The organism is Clostridium intestinale DSM 6191 (assembly GCF_900130055.1).
Lineage (GTDB): Bacteria > Bacillota > Clostridia > Clostridiales > Clostridiaceae > Clostridium_T > Clostridium_T intestinale.
In genome coordinates this window covers 60961-87446 of the sequence record NZ_FQXU01000016.1, presented here as the reverse complement: position 1 = coordinate 87446, position 26486 = coordinate 60961, and the positions used below count along the sequence as shown (strand labels likewise).

Sequence of the window (26486 nt, the reverse complement as noted above, 5' to 3'; positions counted from 1 at the left end):
TTAAGACTAGGAGCAGAAGTTCATATAGTATATAGAAGAAGCGAAGCAGAGCTTCCAGCAAGAGTAGAAGAAGTACATCATGCAAAAGAAGAAGGAATAATCTTTGACCTTCTAACAAACCCAGTAGAAATACAACAAGATGAAAAAGGTTGGGTTACAGGCATGAAGTGTATAAGAATGGAACTAGGCGAACCTGATGCCTCAGGAAGAAGAAAACCAGTAGAGGTAGAAGGTTCAGAATTTGTAATGCCACTAGATACAGTAATAATGTCTCTAGGAACATCACCAAACCCACTAATATCTTCAACAACAAAAGGACTAGAAATAAATAAAAGAAGATGTCTAGTAGTTGAAGAAGAAACAGGAAAAACAACAAAAGACGGAGTATACGCAGGCGGAGACGCAGTAACAGGAGCTGCAACAGTAATCCTAGCAATGGGAGCAGGAAAAAGAGCTGCTAATGGAATCCATGAATATTTAAGCAGTAAATAGAGTTAATACAAGGCTGTAAAATCGACTTAAAAGGTTGGTTTTACAGTCTTTTTAAATACTACACCTAATATATAAATTATTTTTTATAAACACTTAAATAATGAATAGGCAAAAAGTAGACTACCCTAAAAAGTTAAAAAAAGGAATCTAATGAGACTAGATAAGAAGCATCTACAGGGCAGTAGTGCAACCTATAATATTAAAGAATTGAATGTCGGAGGATTTTGAGATTCATCAATACAGAAATGAATTAAAAACAATACATTTTTGTATTAACATATTTGTGGAAAATCAAGCTTTTATATTATAATAATTCATATATGAATTATTTATAGTATACATGAAGAAAAAATATAAATATGAGTAGTAAGCATAAGGTAAGAAAATTCAATGATTACGGAGATCGTTATAACTGTAGACTAATTGGTATCAAAATTGCTAATACATAATTGTATTAGATACTCGGTGTTATCAGATAAAATATTAGGAGTTGAGGAGAAAATAAATGCCCAAAAGAATATTTGAAGTTGAAAAGGATTTAAATAGTAAAATTAGAGATTTAGAGGAAAGAGGACCTCTAAAAGTTGATGAAGATATATTAAAAATAATAGAGAGTTATAAAGAAATAGTACTAAAGCAAAAAGAAGAGTTAGAAATATTGAAAACGTATAAGGATAGAGAGTTGGATGCTTTTTCTATAGGAGATGCTGTATCAGATGGTATATGTATAGTTGACAATAAGGGAATAGTGATAGCAGTCAATAAAGGATATACTGATATAACTGGAATAAAAGAAGAGGATTTAGTAGGAAGAAGTATAAAGAGTGTAGTTATTGATGGGTACTTTAATAATTCAATTTCTTTACTTGTTATTGAACAAAAAAAGAAGATAACATCTTTAGCAACTATAAATAATAATAACAAAGTACTTATAACTGGGAACCCAATATTCGATAAAAATGGTGAGGTTATTCAGGTATTAACTGTAATGAGAGATCTAACAGAGTTACTGAAGTTAAAAGATGAAATAGAAATGGCAGAAAAGAAAAATGAAAAGTATCTTAACGAGTTGAATTATTATAGAAGCAAATTCATTAAGAACAAAAACTTTATAGGAGAAAGTGTAAAGATAAGAGAAATAAAAGAACTTATTAGTTATGTTGCAAAAACAGAAGCTACAATACTAATAACAGGTGAGACAGGCTGTGGAAAAGAAATAATAGCTAAAGAGATACATGAAAAAAGTGATAGAAAAGATAATCCATATATTAAAGTAAATTGTGCTGCTATTCCAGAAAGTTTAATTGAATCAGAATTATTTGGATATGAAAAAGGGTCATTTACAGGAGCTTTGAATAAGGAGAAGCTAGGTATGTTCGAAATTGCAAATGGTGGAACTCTGCTTTTGGATGAAATAGGTGAAATGCCTATGAGCCTTCAATCAAAATTATTAAGAGTTCTTCAAGAAAAGGAATTAACTAGAGTAGGTGGAACAAAGAGTATAAAACTAGATGTAAGAGTTATTGCATCTACTAACTGTAATTTAGAAGAATTAATAAGACAAGGTAAATTTAGAGAGGATTTGTTTTATAGATTAAATGTTTTACCCATAAAAATACCTCCACTAAGAGAAAGAAAAAGTGACATCAAACTATTGATCAATGCTTTTGTAGATAAGTTTAATACAAAATATAATAAGCAAAAAAAGATTGAAGCTATGGCTATAGAAGGCTTAGAATACTATGATTGGCCTGGTAATGTAAGAGAGCTTCAAAACATAATAGAAAGGCTTATAGTTATTGATGATAGCTTATATATAAACTATGAAAATGTAGTAAACGTTCTTGGAAAAGACAAGATAAATTTCAAAAAGAATAATGAAGATTTGACTTTAAAGCAAGCTGTAAAAAAATTGGAGAGACAGATGATAGAGCAGGCTTTAAGAAGTCATGGAAGTACTTATAAAGCGGCTAGAGTATTAGGTGTAGCTCAGCCAACTGTTTTTAGAAAGGCAAAAGCATTGGGCGTGGAGATTACAAAGGAATAATGGGTTATATATTTGATTATTGATATTACTATGATGAATTTCATATATTGTCTTTAATTTTAAAAGGTATTACAAAGTGATTTTTTTATCATTATTGTGATATCTTTTTATTTTTATGAAAGGTTATCGCATTGAATAAATACATGACTTTATTGGAAAAAAGTATCTACCAACTTAATGAACTTAAATTTTAATAGAAATGTGAATTTAAAGAAGCCTATATATAAATCAATTAAAATATAGAAATCTTAATTGAAATGAGAGTTATCAATGATTTTAGAGGTAATTAATAATTAAAAGAATCAATATTAAGAAAACGATACATTAATAAATTGAAGTGATACAAAAATGTATTAGAGATAAAACTGTTATTAAATCTATACTAACACTTAGTTTTTAAAGAATGATACAAAAATGAATCAAATCTATAAGTAATTGAAAAATGTTTTCAAATATAGGTCAGAAGAAATTTAAAAAACAACTTAATTATAAAAATGTTAAAGTCCATAAAACAAGGGCTCATAGCTATTTAAGATGTAAGAGGAAAAAGGTACAAAGATTTTCCGGAGGTTTGGCATACTAATTGCTATAAGTATAAGTGTTGAGAGATACATGATTAGAAGTAGGTGACTTATGAACAAGATAAAAAGTATTGATGAAGTAATGGAATTCATTAAAGATGATATGACCATTATGGTAGGCGGCTTCATGGGGGTAGGTACTCCTGAGTTTATTATTGATGCAATAGTAAAGAAAAATGTGAAAAATTTAACTATAATAGCTAATGATACTGGATTTCCAGACAGAGGAGTAGGTAAATTAGTTGTTAATAAGCAAGTTAAAAAGGTTATCGCATCTCATATAGGATTAAATCCAGAGGCAGGAAAGCAAATGAATAGGGGAGAACTTATTGTTGAACTTGTACCTCAAGGAACATTAGTAGAACAAATTAGATGCGGTGGAGCTGGAATAGGTGGATTTTTAACTGAAACAGGTATAGGTACAATTGTAGAGGAAGGCAAACAGAAAATTAAAGCCCAAGATAAAGAATATATTCTAGAACTTCCATTAAGAGCGGATTTAGCGATATTGGGAGGGTCAATTGTAGACAAGCAAGGTAATGTATTTTACAACGCTTCAACAAGAAACTTTAATCCACTAATGGCAACAGCAGCAGACAATGTAATAGTAGGTGCTGAAAGAATTGTGGAAGTTGGGGAACTTGATCCTAATCATGTTATGACCCCAGGGATATTTGTTGATTATATTGTTGGAGGTGAAGCGTAATGAATCCTAAAAATGCTAAAGAGTTTATTGCAAGAAGAATAGCAAAAGAACTTAAAGATGGAGATGTAGTTAATTTAGGAATAGGACTTCCAACAATGGTAGCAAATTATTTACCAGAAGATATAAATGTAACTTTCCAATCTGAAAATGGTTTTGTTGGCTTAGGAAGTGTGCCAGAAGAAGGTAAAGAAGATAAAGACATAGTAAATGCAGGAGCACAATATGTAACTATAAATAGTGGAGCAGCTTTTTTTGACAGTTCTACATCTTTTGGAATAATTCGTGGTGGACATGTAGACGTTACCGTTTTAGGTTCCTTAGAGGTAGATGAAAAAGGAAACTTAGCAAACTACATGATACCAGGAAAGATGGTTCCAGGTATGGGAGGAGCTATGGACTTAGTGAGTGGTGCAAAAAAAGTAATAATTGCCATGATGCATACTGCTAAAGGTGAAACCAAAATACTTAAAGAATGCAGACTTCCACTTACAGCTGTAGGTAAAGTAAATCTAATTGTTACTGAAATGGCTGTTATGGAAGTAACTCCAGAAGGGCTTTTTTTAAAGGAGATTGCTCCAGACTTAACAGTGGAAGAGGTAATAAATGCTACTGAAGCTAATTTAATAATAGCTGAAAATTTAAAGACTATAGATATTTAAGGGATATTGAGAGGAGGTGAAGAAATGAAACAAGTTAAATTTAACGAGGTTAAACCATATAAGGCTCCATTACATTTTGACTGCTCAACTTTAAAATTACATGGTACTGAAGAAACTGGAGCAAAAGAATTTTGGATGGGAGTAACACATTTTCTTCCAGGTGGTGGTGCAGAGTACGCTTATGAAGACTCTCCTACAGAAAAAATCTATGTTGTCTTAGATGGACAAGTAACAATAAAAACTAAGACTGAAGAATATGTACTAAATAAATATGATTCAATATTTATAGCTCCTAATGAAGGTAGATCAATTATCAATGAAACTAATATGCCTGCAACTATGTTAGTAGTAGTAAATTATTAAGGCATAATCGAGAAGGAGAATAGTAATGGATTCACAATTTGTAAATAAGTTATTTGATGTTACAGGTAAAGTTGCTGTTATAACTGGAGCTACTGGAGCATTAGGAAAAGCAGTTGCTTTTGGATATGGACTTGCAGGAATGAAGGTTTTTGTTACTGGACGTAGTGATGCAAAATGTAAAGCTTTATGTGATGAATTAGAAGCTCAAGGAATTGTCTGTGGATATTCAACAGGAGATCCAGCTATAGAAGCAGATGTAATTAAAGTGGTTGATGATGTTGTTAAAAGATTTGGAGAAATCAATGTATTAGTAACAGCAGCAGGATACAATAATCCACAACCAATAGTAGAACAAGAGTTAAGTGAATGGAAAAAAATCATGGATTCCGATGTACAAGGAACATGGTTATTCTGTAAATATGTTGGACAACAAATGATAGAACAGGGAAAAGGCGGTAAGGTTATAATGGTATCTTCTGCACGTTCTAAGATGGGTATGTCTGGATATACAGGATACTGTACAGCAAAAGCAGGAATAGATCTTATGGCTCAATCCCTAGCTTGCGAGTGGACAGCTAAACATAAAATTAATGTTAATACAATAAACCCAACAGTATTCCGTTCAGATTTAACGGAGTGGATGTTTGATCCAGAAAGTGCTGTCTATAAAAACTTCTTAAGAAGACTTCCTGTAGGTCGTCTTGGAGAACCAGAAGATTTTGTAGGACCATGTATATTCCTAGCATCAAGTGCAAGTGACTTCATGACTGGAGCTAATGTAGCTGCAGAAGGTGGGTACTGGGCTAACTAACCTAACTTAATTAGGAATGTTTTAAGAATACTAGTTGATATAATCAGGTAAATAATTCGCAATTTTAGGAGGAAATGAAAATGACAAAAAAAGTATTTGTAGATTTAACACACCCATTCAGTGCTGATATTCCACGTTGGCCTTATTTTGTAAAACCAGTAATTGATTCTATGCACAGTTTAGCAAAAGGTGGAGTTCTTACACAAAGAATTGATTGCGTACAACACACTGGAACACACTGTGATGCACCACGTCATGTTATGGAAAAAGAATTTGATGGAAGAAGAGCTCGTTATACTCATGAAATGCCAGTTGATGCATATACAGGTGATGCAGTTTGTCTTGAAATAAATATTGAACCTTGGGGATTAATTGGGCCAGAACATCTTGAAGATGCATGTAGACGTGCAAATATCAAACCAGAAGAATTAGAAGGAATGGTTATCTGTTTAAATACAGGAATGCATCGTAAATTTGATGATTCAAAAGAGTACTATCATTACTCATGTGGTACAGGCGTTGAAGCAGGAAAATGGTTTGTAAAACATAAAGTTAAATGTGTAGCTATGGATATGCAAGCTCTTGATCATCCACTTCATACAGCTATGGGTAATAATGGAGCTACTAAATTAAACTTACTAGGTGCCTCAGGAAGACCAATAACAGAAGAATACAAAGAAAAATTTGGTGAAGAAGCATATGCTGAATTTGATAAAGATGAATACATTAGAATTCATGGAAAAGAAGCGTATGATGAAAAGTTCGGTGATTTAGAAGAAATCGGATGCTGGGGAACATGGGAACCTTGTCATAAACAAATGTTAGGACATGGTATTGTTGGTGTTGAAAACCTTGGTGGAAATTTAGATAAGGTATCTGGAAAACGCTTCAGATTCTTCTGCTTCCCAATCAGATGGTACATGGGAGACGGTTCTATGGTTCGTTGCGTCGCTGAAATAGATGAAGATCAAGTAAATGATGTTCCAGAAAGAACTTACACATACGGTGGATTTTAGTCCTAAATTAATAAGGTCTGAAAGCACACAAATATAAATAAGAATTAATTTTTGAGGATGCTCTTATAGAGTATCCTCAAAATTAAAATTAAGGAAAAGAGGAAATTAATTATGGGAAATTCAGAAGAGAAAGTTATATTGACAGTAGCAACTACAGGAGCTTGGCCTACAAAAAAAGAGACACCATATGTACCGCTACAACCTGAAGAAATAGCTGAAGAAATTTATCAATGCTATAAGGCAGGAGCTTCTGTTGCTCATATACATGTTAGAGATGACGAAGATAAGGCATCTATGAGCTTTGAAAAATTCGAAAAGACAGTAAAACTTGTAAGAGAAAAATGTGATATAGTAATAAACTTAACTACTTCAGGCGGAATAGGTCTTGATGATGATGTAAGAATGAAGCCTTTCATAGAATTAAAACCTGAAATAGCATCTTATGACTGTGGAAGTATGAATTGGCAGCATTCAACAGTGTTTGAAAACAGTCCACAATTCCTAGAAAAGTTAGGTATTGCTATGCAAGAAAATGATGTGAAGCCTGAAATAGAAATATTCGATGCAGGAATGGTTTATAACGCATTATATTATTATAAAAAAGGAATATTAAAAGGACCACTTCATTTCCAATTTGTATTAGGAGTACCTGGAGGAATGGCAGCAACTGTAGAAAATCTAGTATATCTTAAGAATTTAATTCCTGAGGATTCAACTTGGGGAGCTATAGGAATAGGTAAGCAACATCTTCCTATATTATATGCAACATTAGCATTAGGTGGAAACCTAAGAGTAGGAATGGAAGATAACATATTCTATAAAAAAGGACAGCTAGCTACATCCAATGTGGAATTTGTTGAAAGAACAAAGAGAACTGTGATTGAAATGGGTAAAGAAATAGCAACTCCAGCTGAAGCAAGAAAAATATTAGGACTTAAAAACTGCTAAATAAAAATGTAGGAGGATTAATTTCGTGAACAATAAGATTAGAAACATTACAGTATTTGGTCCAGGCATGATGGGAAGTGGAATAGCTCAAGTATTCGCTGGTTGTGAAGATTTAAAGGTAACTATATTTATCAGAGAAAAATTTGAACTTGAATGTATGTATAAGATAAGAACAAACCTTCAAGTATTAAAAGAAAATGGTGTTTTTACTCAAGAAGAAGTTAACGCTACATTAGATAGAATAACTTTAACAGAGGATTTAAAGGAAGCGGTTAAGGATGCTGATTTTATCATAGAATGTATTCCAGAAAAAATGGAACTAAAACAAGACCTATTTATGCGTTTAGAGCCATTATGCAAAGAAAGTGTAATATTTGCAACTAATACATCTGTAATGAGCATTACTGAAATATCACAAAAAGTTAAAGATAAATCAAGGGTTGTAGGAACTCACTTCTGGAATCCTCCATACCTAATACCTCTAGTTGAAGTAGTTAAATCTGATTACACTTCAGAAGAAGTTATGGATGACACCATGGAATTACTTAAGAAGGTAAATAAAAAACCAATAAGAGTAAATATGGATGTTCCAGGCTTTGTAGCTAATAGACTTCAACATGCACTTTGGAGAGAGGCTATATCTATTGTAGAAAGAGGAATAGCAGATGCTCAAACTGTTGATGAAGCAATTAAATATAGTTTTGGACTAAGGCTTCCAAAGTTAGGACCTATGGAAAATGCTGATATGGTAGGAACAGATTTAACTTTATCTATTCATGATTATATCTTAAAGCATTTAGAAAACTCTACTGAACCTTCTCCTATATTAAGAGAAAAGGTTGAAAAGGGAGAATTAGGCTTCAAGAGCGGAACTGGATTTCAAAAATGGACTCCCGAACAAATAGAAAAATCAAATGAGGAGCTTAGAGATTATTTAATAGAAACATTATATAAAAAGTAACTTTTTTTCTTTAGATATTGACCCCCAATATTTAAAAATATAAATTCATGTTAAAAAGGAGTTTTGAGTTAGCAATATTAGTTGCTAACTCAAAGCTCTTATTTTTATTACTAAAAGCTTCAGCCTATTAAAAATCGTAAAAAGGCTTCTATAAATATCTTTGATTAAAACAGTATGTTTAATAACCATATATACAGAAAACCAGTTAACCAGTTAACCAGAAATCCAGCTTAAATGAACTAACTTAAGAAATTAGTTTTACAGTCTTTTTTATATATAACAAATAATAAATTTGAGATTTATTGTTTTAGTAAGACTCTAAATTTAAAGGGTTATACAGATAAAAGCAAATAAATCATAAGTATGCATGAGTCTTGAAACATAGTTATGCAAAAGTGCAAAAACATAGGAACAGCGGAACATTGGAAAAGTGGTGAATAGGGCTTCAGAAAAATAGGAACAGCGTAAAAGTGAAGCATTGGAACACTGAAACAGCGGTATGATAGAAATTAGATTAGCATAAGTTTGAAGGATGACAAATAGCACAGCAATATGCTACAATTACAGAAAGAAGTTAGTTCATTCTAACTATGTTTTGCAAGGAGTTATGTTATGAAAAAGAAGTTAGATAGAGCGGTTATTTTCTCAAAGGAAGAGTTATCAGATGCCCTTAGAATATGGGAGAAATGCAGCATTTCTCTAATCGATATAAGGCACAGTCTTATTTCTAGAGAGCAGGCAATAAACAATTATATAATGCCTGCTAATACCTTTATCTATACTAATGGAGGAGAAGCAGAGGTATCTATTGGAGACAATTCATATAATATAGATAATTTTGGAGTATTTCACGGAGGGAAGGGTGTAGAACTTTCAATAAGACCAATTGAGCCCTGGATTGAAACTTACATGATTCTGTATAAGGCTAGTGAGCCATCTTTATATAGAAGAGATTTCCACAGGATTATAGAGAATATGAATCCCTTTAGCTTGCAGTATGGTTTTAAGCCTAGCAATCCATTGTTTTTTGGAAGTAAATTTTTGGAGATGTATGAAAAGTGGCAGAAGCAAACTCCTTTAAACCTTTTTTATGGAAAAGCAGCTTTTTATCAGATTGTTTATGCTGTATATGAAGAACTGGTTAATGAGAGCGTATCTATATTTTCTTTAGACGTAATTTCTATGGCAAAACGGTATATTGATGGACATTATAGCGAAGCGATATCAATACAAAATATTGCTTACATGTTAGGAATAAGTGACAGTAATTTACGTAGAAATTTTAAAAAAAGATATGGTAAAAGTCCACAAGAATATTTAACAAAATATCGTTTAGAACAAGCGAAAAAACTACTTAATACAAAAAATATTTCAGTGAAATCGGTGGCTGTTAGTTGTGGATTTCAAGATGAGTTTAATTTTAGTAAGTTGTTTTTGAAAAATGTGGGCATGTCTCCAAGTGAATATAGAGCGAAAACACCAATTGATATAAACGATTATACCATGGAGAGTGATTTTTTATTCCCTTATAATAAAGAAAGATTAGTTAGAGTAGTCAAACTTTTTGAGGAAGGGGAATATAAAATGTTCAAAAAACTAAAAAATAAAACTGTGATTTCAGCAGCTTTAAGCCTTACTTTGCTATTAACCGCATGTAGTAGTGCAGCTAATAGTAATGGTGATGAAGCAAAGTCTAACAACGAAGCATCTCAATCTGTTGATGAGGGTACAAGAGTAATAAATACAATGATGGGAGATGTTAAAGTTCCTGTAAAGCCTAAAAGGATAGTAGTAGCGCAGTTTCAAGGTGATATTTTAAGCTTTGGTATAGAACCTGTAGGAACTTCATTTAATGATGGGGCGGTTTTTGAAGATGCATTATCGAATACAACTGTGATTGACTCATGGGAACCTAATTATGAGGAAATAGCAGCTTTGGAGCCAGATCTTATCATCTGGATTCAAAAAGATAATTATGATAAGCTCTCTAAAATTGCGCCTACTGTTATTATGCCATATTATGACTGGGGATATGAAGAAAGAGTTAAGTTTTTCGGTGATTTAGTAAATAAAAAAGAAGAGGCAGAGAAAGTAGTTACAGAGTTTAATAAAAAGATTTTAGATGCCAAGGAATCTTTAAGTAATGCTGGAATTAATGATAAGACAGTAGCGTTATATGAGATGAAAGATAATGGTGTAATGTGTATTTTTGGAGATAGCTATGGTCGTGGAGGCGAAATAATTTATAAACACTTAGGTCTTAATCCTCCAAAGCGTATCAAAGATGAAGTGTTTGATAAAGAGGGAGTTTCCTATATTAATATATCATATGAAGCTTTACAGGACTATGCAGGTGATTATATTTTTTCAGATGAACAAATTGTGAAGATGAAGGGCAATAATGTATGGGAATCTATTCCTACTGTAAAAAACGGTAATGTAGTTCAGGTAGAAAGTGGAATGTTCTGGTTTTCTGATATTCAATCCTTTAATGCACAATTAGATGTGATTGTAAAGGGGTTATTAGAAAGGTCTAAAAGTTAATAAGAAAAATTAAGATACTTATGTGATATAGGTATCTTAATTTTTTATTTAGAGGTTGAAGTATTTTCTAAAATCACTTGGAGTAATTCCATGTACATCTTTAAAAGCAGCAGCAAACTTTGCTGGATTTTTATAACCACATAGTTCAGAGATATTACGAATGCTTAAGTGGTCATCGGATAATAGCTGCATGGCTCTTTTCATAGTTTCTATACGAATATATTTATAAAGAGGCACGCTATAGTGGTTTTTGAAGGTTTCACGTAGTTTACTTTCACTCATACCGGCCATTCTGCATAGTTCGATGGTATCTGGAGGATTTAAAACATCTTCATCAATCTTATTTTTAACTTGATAAATTTTCTGCTCATTTTCCCAAGTAACATAGTGACGCCGACTGCTTCTTCTTTTTGGTATATCAGGAAAGTTTCTAGTGATTGCAGATAATAGATGCAAAGTCATACCCTCAAAAGCAAGTAATGGCATATCTGCATTTCTTACTGCCCATCTAATTTGCTCCAAAATAAGCATTATATCAGGACTATTATAGTGCTGAGTTTTCCAAAGCTTCGCATCTTGAACACTTATTCTAGGTGCACTTATGCGATCCTTTAGAAATGGTTTTATAAAGTCATCAAAAATCAATACACTGGTAAAACAATAGTGTACGTCTTTTAAGAATGTTAGAGTAAATTGCTTTTGAGGATTAATAATCACATGAGTTATAGGTGAAAGAGTTTGTCTCTTTTTTCCTTGATGTGAATAAACTATATCCCCACAGTCAACACAAAAGATTATCATAAAGGGTTTAGTAGAATTTATTGTATGTACTATCTGTTCACTTGGGGTAAGCCAAGCGCTTGATACATATAAACCATCAGCTGGATTCAATTCTGCAATCCACCCATTTGACCAATGAGGTGGAAAATCGTAAATCTGCCCCTTACCATAGGGTCTTTTATAGAGTTTATATTTATCTGCTAAAGCATCCCAAGAAGAATCTTTATATTCATCCATAAAATTTTCACGCCTCTCATTTCTGTGATTTAAATTAAGAAAATTATAACATTGTTTGAGAAATATTTTCAATAAGAATATAATCCATTCTATTTAAATAACAATCCATAAAAGAGAGAAGTATTTTCATTTAACGCTTATAAAATAATAAATTACCACGATTTTAATAAAGAATGACTTCTGAAAACTGACTTTTTAAGCGATTGACAGAAGAATTTATAAATGCTACGATTTTTGAAGTTAGACTAGTCTTACATTTGTATATAACGCAGGCGCTAGCGTTATAAGATTAATAATAAGGGTTATAAGGGAGAGATATAAAATGAAAAAAATTTTGGCATTATTTTGTTCAATAATTATGACTACAGCAATTTTAGCTGGTTGTTCTTCATCTAAGAATGCAGAGAAAGAAGAAGCAACTGTTCGTACGGTAAGTACTGTTAAAGGGGATATAAAAGTTCCAGCTAATCCTAAACGTGTTGTTGCTAACTGGTATGTTGGAGATGTTATTACTTTAGAGTTAAATTTAGTTGGATATAATGCATGGACTCAAGAAACTATGCCTTTTTACGATGAGCTTAAGGCTTCTACAAAAATTGAAAAATGGGAGCCTGAAGAGGTTATGGCTTTAGAACCAGAACTTATAATTACATATGATGAAGCAGACTTTGACAAGTTCAGTAAAATAGCTCCAGTTCTTGTTATTCCAGAGTCAAAAAGTTCAGAAGAAAGACTTAAGATTATAGGCGAAGCTACTGGACGAGCTGATGAGGCCAATAAGGCAGTTTCTAACTTTGAAGAGAAACTTGCTGATGCTAAGAAAACTCTTAAAGGTGATGCATTTACAGGGAAAACATTCAGCATTATGGAAGACTGGGGTCCTTCTGGTGAATGGAGCGGAGTTGCATATGAAACAGGTTCAAGAGGTGGTACTTTAGTTTATGATTATCTTGGTCTTAAATATCCAGACAAGCTAAAAGAACTTATAGCAAAATCGGGAGAAGGACGTGGAACTATAAGCTATGAAGTGGCTCATGAGTATTTTGGAGATTATATATTATGGTTTAAGCAAGAAGGTAAAGAGTCAGAGTATGCTAAGACAGAAATATGGAAGAGTATACCTGCTGTTACAGAAGGTAGAGTTGCTGAAATTCCAGGAGAAAATCAAGGACTTTTCTACTATTCAGATGTTACAAGTCTTACTGCTCAACTTGACTATATGGTTGATGCAATAAATTCATTAGTTAAATAACTCTAATTAAGAAAGGAAAATAAATATGCAAAATACCTATAAAAAAAAGCGACAGTTAGGAGCTTTGAATTTTACAATCTATATGATTGCAGGGGTGGTTTTGCTGGTGATTATGTCAGCGGCGTCAATTTCTTTTGGCGCTGCTGATATGAGTTTATCTACGGCTTGGGGAGCCATTTTTAATTTTGACTCTTCTTTAACGGAACACCAGATTATTCAAACTCTAAGACTTCCTCGTACAGCAGCTAATATTATTGTTGGCTCAAGCCTTGCAGTGTGTGGTGCTATAATGCAGGGAACTACAAGAAATCCACTTGCAGACTCTGGGCTTATGGGGATAAGTAGTGGGGCTACTTTTGCCATGGCTATTTGTATGGCTTTTTTACCTGGTGGAAGTTATGGACAAATGATGCTTTTTGCATGTATTGGTGCAGCTGTAACCACTGGTATGACTTACTTTATTGCTTCTTTTGGAAGAGGCGGAATGAAACCACAGAAACTTGTATTAGCAGGTGTTTCTATATCGATGTTATTTGGTGCCTTTAGTCAATATCTTTCTATTAAATATAGACTTGGGCAGGCGTTAGCTTATTGGACTGCTGGAGGAACAGCAGGTGCTAGCTGGAGTGAGCTTGCTATTGTTTTCCCATTTTTCATAATAGGGATACTTGTGGCTATTGCTTTATCCCCTTCAATTACTGTATTAAATCTTGGGGATGATGCGGCTGTAGGCCTTGGACTTAATACTAAAAGGGTTAAAGGAATATCTACATTAGTTGTTTTAATACTTACAGGACTTTCTGTAATTGTTGTAGGACCTGTTGGATTTGTAGGATTAATAGTACCTCATATAGTTCGTTACCTTATAGGGGTGGATTATAGATATATTGTTCCAGCTTCAGCATTATATGGAGCGTTATTAACTGTTTCAGCAGATTTAGTTGGAAGACTTATTAATAAGCCTTATGAAACTCCTATCGGAGTTATTTTTGCTGTAATAGGTGTTCCGTATTTTCTTTATCTTACAAGGGTACAAAGGAGGGAATTTGAATGAAGAAAAAGGGTTATTCAGTTTCACGCGGTTTAACTATTATATTTATACTTATAATTATTCTGTTAGTTGTAGCTGTAATAAGCATAAATTCTGGTAAAATGAGCCTCTCTCCTTCTGAAGTTTTTAATGTTCTTTTTGGAAAAGGGACTGCTAAGCAAAATCTTATCGTATATGATTTTCGTCTTCCTCGTATTGTATTAACTGTTCTTGTTGGTATTGGTATGGGAACTGCTGGATGCGTAATGCAGAGTTTGCTTCGTAATGATATGGCTAGTCCTGGAACCTTGGGAATAAGTTCTGGTTCAGGATTATTTGTATTATTATTCGTGGTTATTTTTAAGGTTGAGAGCACACCTTCTGCTATTGCACTACCACTTCTGGCTTTTGTAGGGGGAATGACTGCTGCTATACTTATATTCTTTCTTGCTTATAGAAAAGGGCGAAGCATATCTCCTACAGGACTGATTTTAACAGGGGTAGCTGTGGGAAGTGGATATGGCGCTATAACTACTTTGCTTACTTTAAAACTAGATGAAAATCAGATGGATTTTATTCAAAGATGGAGTGCAGGAAGTCTTTGGGGAGATAATTGGACTTATATTTCTATTCTTGCCCCTTGGGTATTGATTTTATTTTTATATGTACTTTATAAATCTCGTATCTTAAACACCTTAAATCTTGGGGAACAAACTGCAACAGGCTTAGGAGTAGCAGTAAAGAAAGAATTTATAGCTTTAGCTGTAGTAGCTGTTGCTTTATCTTCAGGTAGTGTAGCTTTAGGTGGAAACTTCTTTTTCATTGGAATGATTTCTCCTCATATGGCAAGAAAGTTTGTAGGTTCAAATCATAAGCTTTTGATTCCTACAGCATCTTTAGTAGGCTCAATAATCATTCTACTATCAGATACTATTACTAGGACCATAAGTCTTGGGACTGATGTTCCTACAGGAATTATTATTACAGTATTAAGTACACCTTACTTCTTATACCTGTTAGTAAAGTCAAATTAGGGAGGTTTATATGAAAAGTATTGAAACTAAAAATTTAGATATAGCTTATGAGGATACTCTCATAGTAAAAGAATTAAATATGCAGATACCAAAAGGAAAGATAACTTCTATTATAGGAGCTAATGGATGCGGAAAGTCAACTATATTAAAGGCTGTTGGGCGTATATTAAAGCCTAAAAAGGGAGTAGTACATCTAAGTGGACAAGATATAAGCAAACTTCCTACAAAAGAAATAGCTAAAAAGATGGCCATACTTCCTCAAACACCTACTGCACCAAGTGGACTTACGGTAAGTGAGTTAGTAGCATATGGACGTTTCCCTCATCAAAAGGGTTTTGGAAATCTAACAGAAGAGGATAAAAAAATAGTTAAATGGGCTTTAGATGCAACTAAGTTAAGTGAGTTTGAGAAAAGAGAAGTTGATACTTTATCAGGAGGGCAAAGACAGAGAGTGTGGATTGCCATGGCTTTAGCACAGCAAACAGATTTAATCTTATTAGATGAGCCTACTACTTATCTTGATCTTGCTCATCAACTTGAGGTTTTAAAACTTTTATTTGAACTTAATCGTAGTCAAAAGTGTACAATAGTCATGGTTCTTCATGATTTAAATCTTGCTGCAAGATTTTCTGATTATATTATTGCTATACAAAAAGGAAGTATCATAAAGCATGGAAGTCCAGAAGAGGTTATGACTCCAGAGGTTCTTAGAAAAACCTTCAATATAAATGCTGATGTTGTTATTGAACCTAAAAGCAATCGTCCAGTATGTATTACCTATGATATTGTTGAAGATAATGAAGAGGTAATAATAAGAGAGAAGGAGGCTATAGTTATATGAAGACAACCTTACGTATTTTTATGGGAGCCAAGAAATATTGGTGCTATTTAATACTAGCACTAATAGCTGTTATTGTTTCTACTGTAGCAGGATTTTATAACCCATGGGCCTTAAGAGAACTTACAAGCTTAGCAACAGAAGGAAGTTCTAATTTTGGTGCTCAGTCTTTAAGAATAGGATTAATGCTTTTAGTTGCAACTATACTTCAGTCAGCTGGAAGTTCTATTTCAGGATATTTAAACCATCATGCAGCTTTGCATTACGTTGCAGATACGAGAACTGAACTTTATTCTAAGCTTCAACATATGGGGCTTAAGTATTTCAATAAAAGTCGTACAGGAGACTTAACCAGTAGGGTAATTAATGATGTTATGGAAGTTGAGGTTCTTTTAGCTCATATAATTCCTGACTTTGTTGTTAATATACTGACTTTTATAGGTGTAGGGATATTATTATTCTCTATTAATGTAAAGTTAGCCTTTTTTAGTCTTGTTACTATTCCTTTTCTTATTGGAATTACACTTTGGCAAAGTAAATATCTCTCTCCTATATGGAAGGAAAACTCTAGGGTTAGGGGAGAACTTTCTGGGACTGTTCAAGATAATTTTTCTGGAATTAAGGAAATACAGATATTTAATCAACAAGATACAGAAGAAAAAAGAGTTAATAAACTTTCAATGAAACATAGTAAAGCTTACTTAAAAGCAAGTTTCTTCTTTGAAACAACATTTCCACTACTTGCATTCTTCACAGCACTAGGTTCTGTTATAGTGATAATAGTTGGAGGAATGATGGTTTCAAGAGGAGAAGTTAATATTGGAGATATTGTAGGGTTTTCTATGTATCTTGGTATGTTCTATGGACCTATAAAGAGCTTTTCGAGACTCATGGAAATGGCAGGTACAGCAGTTGCAGGATGTAGACGTGTATTTGAAGTCTTGGATGAGGTTCCAGATGTAAAAGAGAGTGCTAATGCAAGAAAACTATCTAAGGTAAGTGGAAAAATTGAGTTTAAAGATGTTTCTTTTTCTTATAATGATGAAATAGGTGTTTTAGAAAACATAAACTTAAATATAAAACCAGGTGAAACTGTAGCTTTTGTAGGAACTACTGGAGTTGGTAAAACCACCATAGCAAGTCTTTTGAATAGATTTTATGATTTACAAAAAGGAAGTATTTTAATAGATGGTGAAGATATTAAAGATGTAACTTTAAAAAGTCTTAGAGATAATATAAGTATGGTTTTACAGGATACTTTCTTATTTAATGGAACCATTTATGAAAATATTGTTTATGGCTGGAAAGAAGCTAGTAAAGAGCAGGTACTTGAAGCTTCAAAAGCCGCCAATGCCCATGAGTTTATTAAAACTTTAGAAAATAGCTATGATACAGTTATAGGGGAAAGAGGAGTACGTCTTTCTGGAGGACAGAAGCAGAGAATTTCTATAGCTAGAGCAATTCTTAGAAATTCACCTATACTTATACTAGATGAAGCAACTTCAGCTCTTGATACAAAAACAGAAAAAGAAATTCAAGCTGCATTAGATGAAATTTCAAAAGATAGAACAACAATAGTAATTGCCCACAGGCTATCAACTATTCGCAATGCAGATAAGATTGTTGTATTAGAGAGAAATGGCATTAAAGAAATGGGAAGCCATGATGAGCTAATTCGTAACAATGGAACTTATGCTATGTTATATAGAAGTCAGGTATCATAAAAGTTACAAATCTGACAAAAATTTTTGCATAGCATTAATTGAATCTGAACTAATAACATGCTCTATAGAACATGCATCATTATCAGCAATAGAGGAGTCTACTTTTAAAACTTTTATAAAAAAGTCTTTTATAATATGATGTTTTTTAGAGGTTAATTTAGCTATTTCTAGCCCTAAAGGAGTTAAAAATATCTTTTTATACTTTTCATTAGTAATAAGGCCCTTTTCAGCTAAAGTTGCCATAGCGCTATTGGTGCTAGCTTTAGTTACTCCAAGTTTTTCAGCTATATGAGTCATTTTAACGCCGTTACCTTCTTCTGATAACTCATAAATAGCTTCTAAATAATTTTCCATTACAAAAGTAAGTTTTTCCATAGGGACCTCCTGGTATTTTTAAAACATTGATTCAAATTAACAATGAATCTTATTTTATAATATCATTTTTTAAATGGAGTTCCAATAAAGGATATAAATAAATAACATTTGTAAAAGTAGAGCTCAGTATTAATTTTCTGAGCTCTACTTTTTTATAATAAGGATTTTAAACCAAAATAGATAAAGTTAAATATATATGATAGAATTTAAATATATTTAGAAATTTTATATTAAACGGACCTAATATAGAGAGGTGAACTATTAAATGAAGAGAATCGATTTAATTCTTAAGAAGCTTATAGAATCAACAGAAAGAAAACCTGAGGGAGTTTCAGCAATAGAAATTGCAGAGGAATTAAATCTACTTAGAGGAAATGTAAGTAATGATTTAAATAAATTAGTTGCTGAAGGAAAAGCGGTTAAGTTTAAAGGAAAGCCTACATTGTTTAAGGCAGTAAATGATACATCTATGATAAATAGATTTTCAGAATTAAATCCAAGTTTATATACAGCTCTAGAGCAGGCAAAAGCAGCAATATTATATCCGCCTAATGGAATGAATATATTATTGCTTGGAGAGACTGGGGTTGGAAAATCAACTTTTGCAGGGTTAATATATAAATATGCTATTGAGATGGAAGTAAAACCTAAAGAGAGTCCTTTTATAATTTTTAACTGTGCTGATTATGCAAACAATCCTCAGCTATTGTTAGGACAAATATTTGGAGTGAAAAAAGGAGCATATACAGGAGCTGATTTTGATAAGGCTGGACTTTTAGAGCAGGCGGATGGAGGAATTCTATTTTTAGATGAAGTTCATAGACTTCCAGCTGAGGGGCAAGAAATGTTTTTTACCTTTATGGATAGAGGAATGTATAGAAGATTAGGAGAGACAGTTAGCGAAAGAAGTGCACAGGTTCTCATAATAGCTGCAACTACAGAAGATCCTAATACAACTCTTCTTCAAACTTTCACAAGAAGAATTCCTATGGTAATAACAATACCAGCTTTGAGAAACAGAGGGATAGAAGAAAGATTTAATCTCATAAAGCAGTTTATGATTGAAGAGTCAGGAAGGCTTGGAAAAAGCATAAAAGTATCTGTTAATTCAATAAAGTCATTTTTATTTTATGATTGTAAGAATAATGTAGGGCAGCTAAAATCAGATATACAACTGGCTTGTGCAAGGGCATATGCAGATTTCTTGTCAAAGAAAAAAGAAGAAATAAGTATAAGTAGCCTAGACTTACCAGGTTATATAGCAGAAGGATTATATAGGGAAGTTGAGCATAGACAGCTTTGGAATAAATTAAGTGATATTAATAAAAGATATTATATATTTGATAAAAACGAAGAGAAGATAATATTTGAAGAAACCGATTCAGATGAAAATATATATGAAATGTTAGAGAATAAAACTAGAGAACTTAAAGCTAGAGGAATAGAAGGCAGAGGCTTTGAGGAAGAAATACAGAGAAATGTAGAGGGTTACTTTAACAAATATATTGATAAGTTTAATTATAAAGTTGGTACTACAAATATAGAAAACATTATAGAACCTCATATTATGAAGGTAATTGAAAACGTGATTAATTATTGTGAAGAAGAGTTAGATGTAAAGTTCAATGAGCAGATATACTATGGGTTAGCAGTTCACATTAATAATTCTATTGATAGAATAAGAAGAAATAAAAAGATTGAAAACTTAGAGTTAAATAGAATTCGTAAGGAATATAACAGAGAGTTTAATGTGGCTATAGACGTCTTAAAAATATTAGAGCAGTCTTTAGACATTAAAATTCCTGTGGATGAAGCTGGATTTATTACTATGTTTTTAACTTATCATAAAGAAAAAATAAGAAACTCTCATAGTAATGTAAATATAGTAATCATATCACATGGTGCTACAACAGCTACATCTTTAGCGGATGCTGTAAATGGACTTTTGGGTGTGAACTATGCAAAGGGAATAAATGCTCCAATAGATGAGAAACCTCAAATGACCTTAGAAAAGGTTAAAGATTATATAAGGCAAAACAATATTAATACAGACATATTGTTTTTAGTTGATATGGGTTCACTTGCAAACTTCGGTAGGGAGATAGAGAAAAGCTTAAAAATAAAAACAAGAACTATTCCTCTAGTGAGTACTCTTCATTGTATGGAGGCTACTAGAAAAGCAATAATGGGCTACTCATTAGATGAAATATACAGAGATACTTTAGAAGTTAATAATTTATATGATAATAATTCATTAGACTATATACCAGAAGTAGCTGAGGAAAAGAGATTATGTATAGTTACTATTTGCACAACTGGTGAAGGAAGTGCTAAAACTATGAAGAGCATCTTGGAGAGAAATCTTAAGATGGAAAATGAGTTGCTAGATATAATTCCACTTAACTTTATAGGTAAAGAAAACATTTATGATAGACTTAAAAAACTATCAAATAAATATGAAATACTAAGTATAGTTAGTCCTTTTGAGTTAGATGCCGATTATATACAATTTAAGTTAAGTGATATTATTGAGGGAAGGGCCTCAGAAGATATACAAAATTTAATAGATAGAGAAAAAGTCTATATGAAGATGAAGGAAACCTTAGAGCATCAGTTGAAGAATATTGATGGCAGAACTATTGTTAATGACATAAAAAGGTTTTGTAGAAATGTAACTAAAGCTTTGGAGATACAGCTAACATCAAATGCTCTAATAGGAATAACCCTTCATATGGCGGTAATGGTTGATAGGTTAATTGATAATGGAAAAGTAGAAGAGTATATAGGTAAAGAGGAATATATAAAACAAAATCTAGAGTTATATAGGTTAATTAAAAGTGAGTGTACTTTAATTAATACTAAATACACAATTACTATATCAGAAGATGAGATTTGTTATCTTATGAATTTGTTTAGAATGAAAAGCAGAAAATAAAGCACATAATGAATGTGCTTTATTTTTTTAGCTTAAAATAAAGCACTTAAATATTAGTTCGAAAAAGTTTTAATATTAACTTAAATCCAGTAAAAATGCGATTTTAGAAAAGAAGTTATTTGAAGAAAGAGAGAAATTAAACTTGGCACGGTGATTGCTATATATAAAAGTGTAAGATACATAAATAACTTGAATAGAAGGTGAAGCAATGGAAATACTGTCAAAAGAACAAATAGTTATGGAATTAATAGTTAATAGTGGGGATGCTAGAAGTAAAGCAATGGGCGCTATTAAAATAGCAAAAAAAGGTGATTTACAAGCTGCTAGAGCAAAGATTAAAGAGGCAAATGAAGCTTTAAACAAAGCACATAACATCCAAACTAGTTTAATACAAGGAGAAGCAGCAGGAGAGGAATTTCAGATAAATTTGCTTATGATACATGCGCAAGATCATTTAATGAATGCAATTACTATACGTGATTTAGCTCTAGAAGTACTTGATATTTATGAAGAAGTTAGAAAATAGTAAATCTAATAGTTAATAATAATTAAAAGCAAGCTTGTTTTAATAATTAATAAAAAAATATAAAAATGAATCTTAGGAGGAAGAATGATGAGATATATTACCCTAATTTGTGCAGCAGGAATGTCTACAAGTATATTAATGAATAAGATGCAAGAAAGTGCAAAAGCTCAAGGACTTGATATAAAAGTAATAGCTATGTCAGAATCTAAATTTGAGGAATATGAAGAGCCTACAGAAGTTTTACTTTTAGGACCACAAATAGCTTACTTAGAAGATGAAATAAGAGAACAATATGAACCAAAAGGAATCAAAGTTGCAGTAATAGATATGATGGACTACGGAACTCTAAATGGTGAGAAAGTGTTAAAGGATGCACTTTCATTACTTGATTAATACAAATGAAAAGGTTATTAAAAGATAATATTTTAAAGGGGGATTTATAAATGGCTAAATTTGATGCAAAGGCGATATCAAAAAAGATAGCACCAGTATTAAACAAAGTTCAAAAAAGTAAATTAGCAAATGGAATAACTGGAGGAATGATGATAGCATTACCTGTTACATTATTCGGTTCATTTGCTTCATTATTTCAAAACTTACCAATACCAGCATGGAAAGCTTTTCTTGCTAGTTCAGGAATTGCAGGACTTCTAAACACAGGTATATTATTTACAACAAATTTTTTAGCTGTAGTATTTGTACTTACTATATCTGGTAGTTATGCAAAACAATATAAAGAAGATAGTATTATAGCATCATTATTATCAGCAGTATGTTTCTTTATAATTACACCTACTGCAGTAAATAAGGTTAATGAAGCTAATGTAACTTCTATACCAGTAGAATGGTTAGGAGCAAGAGGGATTTTCTCAGCAATTATTATAAGTATAGTAGCAACAAGAATATATGTATACATTAAACAAAAGGGATGGACAATTAAAATGCCATCAAGTGTACCACCAGTTGTATCAAGCAGTTTTAGTAGCTTAATACCAGGACTTTTAGTTATTACTTTATTTTTAGCTGTTGCAGGTGGTTTTGCAGCAACACCTTTCAAAACTATGCATGGATTTATTTATTCATTTGTTCAAACTCCATTACAAGGTGTAGGTGGAAACATCGTATCTATAATAATTTTATGGACATTCTCACAAATATTATGGTGGTTTGGAATTCATGGAACATTAGTTATTTACTCAGTTGTTCTTCCAATATTTACAGCAATGGATGCGGCTCAATTAGCAGCTTATGCAGCTGGAGATCCTCTTCCTAATATAACTGGACGTGCGTTTATAAGTACTTATACTATGTCTGCAAGTGCAATAGGTTTTGCTCTACTTATGTTGTTCTTTGCTAAGAGTAAACAATATAAGACATTAGGAAAATTATCTGCTGTACCATCTCTTTTCGGAATTAGTGAACCACTAGTTTTCGGTACCCCAATGGTTTTCAATGTTAGATTTGCAGTGCCATTCTTATTCATGAATGCTATAAGTTTAACTATAGCTTATAGTTTAACAGCTATAGGTTTAGTTCCAAGAGTAGCAGGTATGACACCAATGAGCGGAATGCCTATAATATTTACTGGATTAATGGAAGGTAGCTGGAAGATAGCTGTACTTCAAGTAGTACTTGTACTTTTACAAATGGTTGTTTGGTATCCATTCTTTAAAAAGGCAGACAAAGAAGCTCATGAGATAGAAATGAAAGCAGAAGCTTAATATATTAAAAATAGGCCACCACTTGTATGAGTGGTGGCTTGAATATGTTTAGAAGGAAAAGGAGAGAAGCATGTTGAAAACAATAAATATAAATGACAACTGGTTATTTATTAAAGATAAAAATGTAAGTGAGAGTGTTACATTACCACATTGTTTTAATGGAATAGATGGACAAAGTGGCAATGGGATGTTTAAGGGAGAATGTTGTTATCAAAAAAGCTTAAACATAAATGAGGAAGAGTTAGAGAAGTTTATTTTTTTGGAAATAGGTGCAGCATCACTTGTATCTAAGGTATATGTAAATGGTGAACTTGCTGGAGAAAGCAGTTGTGGATTTTCTATGTACAGAGTGTTTTTAACTCCTTTCTTAAAAGCTGGGGAAAATACTATTTCAATTAAAGTAGATAATAGACGTAATGATGCAGTATATCCTCTAATGGCTGACTTTTCATTTTATGGTGGACTATATCGTGATGTAAATTTAATAATTAGGGATAGTCTTCACTTTGATCTAATGGATAATAGTAGAGATGGTATATATTTAACTCAAAAAGGATTAAGTGAAGGTAAATTTGAATTAAAGATAAATGGAAAAATAATAAATGAACTAGCTGAAACAAAAGATGTAAAGGTAGATTTTAAATTAATAAACAAAGAAGAAGAGATTGTATATAGTAAGGTAATTGACGTTAACGTTTCTAAAGAAGAGAACTTTGAATTATTAGAAACAATAAATGATGTTATTGTTTGGCAAGGAATAGAAAATCCTTACCTTTATAAAGTACAAATAGATTTAGTTCATAACGGGCAAATATATGATGAGAGAGTTATAGAGATTGGCTTTAGAACAGTAGAAATAACTCCAGATAGAGGAGTATTCTTAAATGGTAAGTCTATTAAACTTAATGGTGTTAGCAGACATCAGGATTTTGATGGAATAGGTAATGCTTTAACTAAGGAACATATGGAATTAGACATGTCAATAATTAAGGAAGTGGGAGCAAACAGCGTAAGACTTTCTCATTATCAACATGATGATTATTTCTACACTCTTTGTGATAGAGAAGGAATATTAGCATGGGCAGAGATACCATTTATAAGTGTTCCAACAACAGCAGATAAAGAAAATAAAAATGCCAAGGATCAGTTGGAAAGATTAATAAAACAAGCATATAATCATAGTTCTATATATTGTTGGGGAGTTCAAAATGAAATAACAATAGCTATAGAAAATGAAAAGATATATGAAATGGTTAAAGAACTTGCTACTATAGCTAGAGAGTTAGATTCAAGCAGATTTATTGCACAAGCCAATATCCACTCTGTAGCAAATGAAAGTCCATTAAATGATATAACCGATTTTGTTGGATATAATCTATATTATGGATGGTATTATAAAGAGATGAAAGATCTAGCAATCAGATTAGATGAATTCCATAATGCAAGACCTAATACACCTGTTATGGTTACAGAGTATGGGGTAGATACTAACCCTGATCTTCATTCATACAATCCAACAGTAAAAGACTATACAGAAGAATATCAATTGTTATTCCAAAATAACGCTCTAAAAACTTTTAATGAAAGAGAGTTTATTTTAGGTGGTTACGTATGGGCTATGTTCGATTTTGGTAGTGAAATTAGAAATGAAGGCGGTAAAAAAGGAAGAAATCAAAAAGGATTAGTAACTATAGATAGAAAAATTAAAAAGGATGCATTCTATTTATGTAAGGCTTACTGGTCAAAAGAGTTATTTGTAAAACTAGCAGGAAGCAGATTTGTAAATAGACATGAAGAATTGAATGATATAGTAGTATTATCAAATGTAGAGAATATTAAGCTTTATGTAAATGAAAAATTTATAGCTGAACTAAATGATAAAGAGCCAATGAAGAAATTCTCTAACGTAAAATTAGAATTAGGGGAAAATATAGTAAAAGTTGAAGCTATTGATAATAATAAAAACACTTATACTGATGAAATAACATTAAACAGAACTGAAGAAGAAGATGAAAGTTATGTTCTTAAAAAGCCAGAAACAACAACTCATGTAACTAACTGGTTCCAAAAATTTGACTTAACAGATGTTCAAGAAGTGACACTTAAAGAAGGATACTATTCAACTTTTGACACACTTGATGAATTATATAAAAACGAAGAAGCAAAAGCAGTATTTAAGAAATACTTTGGAGACATTGCAGAAAGCAGTCAAATGAGTGCAATGAGGGGATTAATGACTATAGACAGTATGTCTAAGAGATCTAGATTTAATATACCAAAGGAATTATTAAGCGTTATAAATAAGGAACTAAATGTTATACCTAAAAATTAAGATAAGTGACATTCTAAATCTTTGATTTAGTCAATCGAACTTATGCTTGTAGTTAAGGTAAGAAATATGATAAGAGATATAGGATAGGTAGTTAATTTACTACTGAATCCTATATCTTTTTTTATTTGGAGATAACCACAGAGTAGTTTACAAATAATTATTGTGCTATGTAAATTATGGTACAATTAAATTAGTCATATATTCGTTGAATATTAATAAAGACTAAGGAATACAAGGAGGTTATAACATGGACTACCAAGACTACATTGAATTAGGGTTAAATGGAGAAGAACCATTGAAATTAATATTGCGTGGAAGCATTGATAATAAAGAGAACAATAAGGTTGGAGTAGTGTCTGTAGTATATGCTACGACTGACAGAGATATAGCAGAACAAAAGATTCAGGAGTTACTAAAAAATAAAGATGATTTAGATGATTATTATATGGTATATAGTGTGCCATTAAATACTGACTTAACGAAACTTAGTCACTACCCATCAATAGAAATAAGTAAAGATGATTTAATTTAATATTCTCTTCACTAAAGAAATGAGAGAAGTGAGGTGATACAT

The 26486-nt window shown here is 32.0% G+C and carries 23 protein-coding genes; 21 read left to right on the top strand and 2 right to left on the bottom strand.

Annotated features, from left to right (window positions below):
- The 10 genes from BUA92_RS19830 to BUA92_RS19785 all read left to right on the top strand — a co-directional run.
- The coding region (locus BUA92_RS19830; protein ID WP_175550937.1) for an FAD-dependent oxidoreductase at positions 1 to 492 on the top strand (492 nt) is incomplete at its 5' end.
- A gap of 505 nt (positions 493 to 997) precedes the next feature.
- Complete coding sequence (locus tag BUA92_RS19825; RefSeq protein ID WP_073022400.1) at positions 998 to 2539, top strand: sigma-54 interaction domain-containing protein; 1542 nt, start codon at positions 998 to 1000, stop codon at positions 2537 to 2539.
- Positions 2540 to 3172: 633 nt separating this feature from the next.
- On the top strand, positions 3173 to 3826 hold the full coding sequence (locus BUA92_RS19820; protein ID WP_073022399.1) for a 3-oxoacid CoA-transferase subunit A: 654 nt from the start codon (positions 3173 to 3175) through the stop codon (positions 3824 to 3826).
- On the top strand, positions 3826 to 4485 hold the full coding sequence (locus BUA92_RS19815; protein WP_073022398.1) for a 3-oxoacid CoA-transferase subunit B: 660 nt from the start codon (positions 3826 to 3828) through the stop codon (positions 4483 to 4485). The genes BUA92_RS19820 and BUA92_RS19815 overlap by 1 nt, the downstream gene beginning before the upstream one ends.
- 24 nt (positions 4486 to 4509) lie before the next feature.
- Positions 4510 to 4848, top strand: coding sequence for a cupin domain-containing protein (locus BUA92_RS19810; RefSeq protein ID WP_073022397.1), 339 nt, complete (start codon positions 4510 to 4512; stop codon positions 4846 to 4848).
- 25 nt (positions 4849 to 4873) lie between these two features.
- A complete protein-coding gene (locus BUA92_RS19805; RefSeq protein WP_073022396.1) occupies positions 4874 to 5659 on the top strand; it encodes an SDR family NAD(P)-dependent oxidoreductase in 786 nt (261 codons plus the stop codon).
- Positions 5660 to 5739: 80 nt separating this feature from the next.
- Complete coding sequence (locus tag BUA92_RS19800; protein WP_073022395.1) at positions 5740 to 6675, top strand: cyclase family protein; 936 nt, start codon at positions 5740 to 5742, stop codon at positions 6673 to 6675.
- Between the two features lie 111 nt (positions 6676 to 6786).
- Positions 6787 to 7623: a beta-keto acid cleavage family enzyme gene (locus BUA92_RS19795; RefSeq protein WP_073022394.1), complete on the top strand. Its 837-nt coding sequence runs from the start codon at positions 6787 to 6789 to the stop codon at positions 7621 to 7623.
- Positions 7624 to 7648: 25 nt separating this feature from the next.
- The gene (locus tag BUA92_RS19790) at positions 7649 to 8584 is read left to right on the top strand and encodes a 3-hydroxyacyl-CoA dehydrogenase family protein (RefSeq protein WP_073022393.1); all 936 of its coding nucleotides are present in this window, start codon (positions 7649 to 7651) and stop codon (positions 8582 to 8584) included.
- 612 nt (positions 8585 to 9196) lie between these two features.
- The gene (locus tag BUA92_RS19785) at positions 9197 to 11128 is read left to right on the top strand and encodes an AraC family transcriptional regulator (protein ID WP_073022392.1); all 1932 of its coding nucleotides are present in this window, start codon (positions 9197 to 9199) and stop codon (positions 11126 to 11128) included.
- A 48-nt stretch (positions 11129 to 11176) separates the two neighbouring features.
- Here the strand turns inward: BUA92_RS19785 and BUA92_RS19780 are convergent, their stop codons facing one another.
- Positions 11177 to 12145 (bottom strand): helix-turn-helix domain-containing protein, encoded by a 969-nt coding sequence (locus BUA92_RS19780; protein WP_073022391.1) that lies wholly within the window; start codon positions 12143 to 12145, stop codon positions 11177 to 11179.
- Between the two features lie 322 nt (positions 12146 to 12467).
- Here BUA92_RS19780 and BUA92_RS19775 point away from each other — a divergent pair, with 322 nt between their 5' ends.
- The 5 genes from BUA92_RS19775 to BUA92_RS19755 are packed head-to-tail and all read left to right on the top strand — an operon-like array spanning position 12468 to position 18023.
- Entirely contained in the window at positions 12468 to 13397 is a 930-nt protein-coding gene (locus tag BUA92_RS19775) for an ABC transporter substrate-binding protein (protein WP_073022390.1), read from the top strand.
- A 25-nt stretch (positions 13398 to 13422) separates the two neighbouring features.
- Positions 13423 to 14451 carry a FecCD family ABC transporter permease gene (locus BUA92_RS19770; RefSeq protein ID WP_073022389.1) on the top strand — a complete coding sequence of 343 codons (1029 nt, stop codon included), beginning with the start codon at positions 13423 to 13425 and terminating at the stop codon, positions 14449 to 14451.
- On the top strand, positions 14448 to 15461 hold the full coding sequence (locus BUA92_RS19765) for a FecCD family ABC transporter permease (protein ID WP_073022388.1): 1014 nt from the start codon (positions 14448 to 14450) through the stop codon (positions 15459 to 15461). The genes BUA92_RS19770 and BUA92_RS19765 overlap by 4 nt, the downstream gene beginning before the upstream one ends.
- A 10-nt stretch (positions 15462 to 15471) precedes the next feature.
- Positions 15472 to 16302 carry an ABC transporter ATP-binding protein gene (locus BUA92_RS19760; protein WP_073022387.1) on the top strand — a complete coding sequence of 277 codons (831 nt, stop codon included), beginning with the start codon at positions 15472 to 15474 and terminating at the stop codon, positions 16300 to 16302.
- Entirely contained in the window at positions 16299 to 18023 is a 1725-nt protein-coding gene (locus BUA92_RS19755; protein ID WP_073022386.1) for an ABC transporter ATP-binding protein, read from the top strand. The genes BUA92_RS19760 and BUA92_RS19755 overlap by 4 nt, the downstream gene beginning before the upstream one ends.
- Before the next feature lie 3 nt (positions 18024 to 18026).
- On the opposite strand, the gene BUA92_RS19750 is transcribed toward BUA92_RS19755, so the two are convergent.
- Complete coding sequence (locus tag BUA92_RS19750) at positions 18027 to 18398, bottom strand: metal-dependent transcriptional regulator (protein WP_073022385.1); 372 nt, start codon at positions 18396 to 18398, stop codon at positions 18027 to 18029.
- 265 nt (positions 18399 to 18663) lie between these two features.
- Here BUA92_RS19750 and BUA92_RS19745 point away from each other — a divergent pair, with 265 nt between their 5' ends.
- From BUA92_RS19745 to BUA92_RS19720, 6 genes are all read left to right on the top strand, one after another.
- On the top strand, positions 18664 to 21333 hold the full coding sequence (locus tag BUA92_RS19745) for a sigma-54-dependent transcriptional regulator (protein WP_073022384.1): 2670 nt from the start codon (positions 18664 to 18666) through the stop codon (positions 21331 to 21333).
- A gap of 208 nt (positions 21334 to 21541) precedes the next feature.
- Positions 21542 to 21859, top strand: coding sequence for a PTS sugar transporter subunit IIA (locus tag BUA92_RS19740; RefSeq protein ID WP_073022383.1), 318 nt, complete (start codon positions 21542 to 21544; stop codon positions 21857 to 21859).
- An 87-nt stretch (positions 21860 to 21946) separates the two neighbouring features.
- A complete protein-coding gene (locus BUA92_RS19735) occupies positions 21947 to 22252 on the top strand; it encodes a PTS sugar transporter subunit IIB (protein ID WP_073022382.1) in 306 nt (101 codons plus the stop codon).
- Between the two features lie 50 nt (positions 22253 to 22302).
- On the top strand, positions 22303 to 23580 hold the full coding sequence (locus tag BUA92_RS19730; protein ID WP_073022381.1) for a PTS sugar transporter subunit IIC: 1278 nt from the start codon (positions 22303 to 22305) through the stop codon (positions 23578 to 23580).
- 70 nt (positions 23581 to 23650) lie between these two features.
- Positions 23651 to 25912, top strand: coding sequence for a glycoside hydrolase family 2 protein (locus BUA92_RS19725; RefSeq protein WP_242950210.1), 2262 nt, complete (start codon positions 23651 to 23653; stop codon positions 25910 to 25912).
- Between the two features lie 247 nt (positions 25913 to 26159).
- The gene (locus BUA92_RS19720) at positions 26160 to 26444 is read left to right on the top strand and encodes a hypothetical protein (protein ID WP_073022380.1); all 285 of its coding nucleotides are present in this window, start codon (positions 26160 to 26162) and stop codon (positions 26442 to 26444) included.
- Positions 26445 to 26486 lie beyond the last annotated feature (42 nt).